At 36.1% G+C, this 2,177-nt stretch carries 2 protein-coding genes and 1 pseudogene; 1 reads left to right on the top strand and 2 read right to left on the bottom strand.

The annotated features are described in order from the left end of the window. Positions 1–128: 128 nt before the first annotated feature. Positions 129–809 (top strand): annotated as a pseudogene (locus HYG89_RS15825) (tyrosine-type recombinase/integrase); the annotation flags it as partial. Here HYG89_RS15825 and HYG89_RS15830 read toward each other — a convergent pair. Both HYG89_RS15830 and HYG89_RS15835 read right to left on the bottom strand, forming a co-directional pair. Beyond that, on the bottom strand, positions 793–1,065 hold the full coding sequence (locus tag HYG89_RS15830) for a pyocin activator PrtN family protein (protein WP_053579574.1): 273 nt from the start codon (positions 1,063–1,065) through the stop codon (positions 793–795). The pseudogene HYG89_RS15825 and the gene HYG89_RS15830 sit on opposite strands and share 17 nt — an antisense overlap. A 19-nt stretch (positions 1,066–1,084) precedes the next feature. Next, a complete protein-coding gene (locus HYG89_RS15835; protein WP_178868366.1) occupies positions 1,085–2,035 on the bottom strand; it encodes a hypothetical protein in 951 nt (316 codons plus the stop codon). Between the last annotated feature and the right edge of the window lie 142 nt (positions 2,036–2,177).

Below are 2,177 nucleotides of genomic sequence, written 5' to 3' on the forward strand. Positions count from 1 at the left end.
AAGTATTTGGATTGTCACTGCTTGCTCCAAAGTTAACATGTTGAGCAGTCCAAAATGACCGCTATATTAACCAAGGGGGTCAGTTTTTAAATGCCATTAGGGGGTCATTTTTACACTGCCGCTAACAGTGGGAAATGGATATTGATTTAAATAGCTTTGATAAGGCTACTGCTCAGTTAAGAAAAACACGTCAAATATCCTCCAGTCAAAAAAGAGACCGACTGCCTTCGAGAGATGAATTGATTGCATTGACGAAGTATTTTGCAGAACGATGGAAGCTAAATCGTTATGGCTCTAAATACCCAATGCATTTGATTATGTGGTTTGCAATTTTCTCATGCAGACGTGAAGCTGAATTAACACGATTGTATCTTCGAGATTATGACCCACATCATTCAACGTGGAAAGTGCATGATTTAAAGAATCCTAATGGTTCTAAAGGTAATCATAAGTCATTTGATGTACTTGATCCTTGTAAGGAAATGATTAAAAGATTAAAGCAGTCAGAAGTTCGTGAACGGATGTTGAAGCTTGGGCATGATGAAAACTTACTATTACCATTGAATCCTAAAAGCTTGGGTAAAGAGTTCAGAGAAGCATGTCGAATGTTGTGTATTGATGATTTACGCTTTCATGATTTGAGACATGAAGGCTGTACACGCTTAGCAGAACAGAGTTTTACTATTCCTGAGATTCAGAAGGTGAGTCTGCATGACTCTTGGAGCAGTTTACAGCGTTATGTGTCAGTGAAGGCGAGAAGGGATGTTATGCAGTTAGAAGAGGTACTACGCCTCATCGATGAAACGTAGCATAATCTTTAGAAGCTTCTGAATACTTACTGTCTAAAATATCTGCCAGATCTTTAATGTGCACCAAAAAAGGTGCACGTTTACTTTGATCTATTTTAAACACTGAGAAAGGGAATTCTTGATTATTCGCCTTTCTAAGTGCCTCAGCTTTACTAAGATGAGGGTAATAGTCGGAAACTATTGTCATCAGTTCAACGGTCATAGAGCGATATTTCATAAAGAGGTAGTCAGCAGTGGTAAGCTGAAATATTCCCATTATTAAATTTTCAACCCTATTAGACAAATTTTGAGTACAAAATCTCAAGAGAAGTTTGTAATCCATCTACTCTATATAATGCATCAGTACCTATAAGATAGCTTTTTAAGCATCTGATCCGTTCTCTGTAATTTGGGTTTTTCTTACTAAAACGGTTGTTAACAAGAAAACCATTTAGGCATCCATAATCATAGTTAAAGTAATAGCAGCTATTTGATTCAACACTATTTTTTATACTCTGAAAGAAGCTTGGATCTGTAAACCCTGATGGTTCATCAATGTAATCTTTCTGCAAGATCACTATATAGCGCAGATTCATGCGTTTATTTAAACAAGGTTCCTTCTTTAACAAAATGGCTAAACATTTATCAGGCTCGACCTGATTTAGCTGAACTTTTAGTTCATTACTGATAAATTTTTCTAACCCATTAAGATGTATAGTATTATTTTGATCTGCATCAAAATTAAGGCAGAACTCTTGAAGCTCAAAACCAGAAGAGTTTCTTTCAATACTTCGAAATATTGTATCCAATTCTTGCTTTGAACATTCTAAAGGATTAATCCATTCGACAAGGCTCTTAGTAAATTCAATAGTTTGTATGCGATATTGGAAATGCTCAAATAAATAAGATACAGCAAGTGGATTCATGGTAGCAGTTTGATTTTGCTGAATTAAGCCATGTTCATAAGCTAGATTACCTAAGTTTGCATTATATGGATTCAGGCTAATATTTGACATATTGCCATTAAACCATGGTGCATTATTCAGCCAAGGAATTGTCTGTATTGCTTGCATAATAGCGACATTTGAGCCTTTAAAGGCTTTTTCAATGCTTTTAGCAGATGCTTTTCCAATAAGTGATGCTGCTTGATAACTATCAGATGGACTTGGATGTGACAGTGCTAATCGTGCACCAGTGCTACAAAAATATGCAGTATGAGCTACTGAAAGATCTTTCTTAGTCAACATTAGAAATCCCCCTTATTGAACCGTACCGGGTTTGTCGGAGACCAAGCTTTCTGAGAGAATGTCCCGATGAAAAAAGTAAAATATACCCCTGAAATCAGAGAAAGAGCGGTTCAATTATTGATTGAATCCGAGAAAGATTATC

The sequence above is a fragment of the Acinetobacter sp. SwsAc5 genome, from assembly GCF_013391485.1.
GTDB lineage: Bacteria > Pseudomonadota > Gammaproteobacteria > Pseudomonadales > Moraxellaceae > Acinetobacter > Acinetobacter towneri.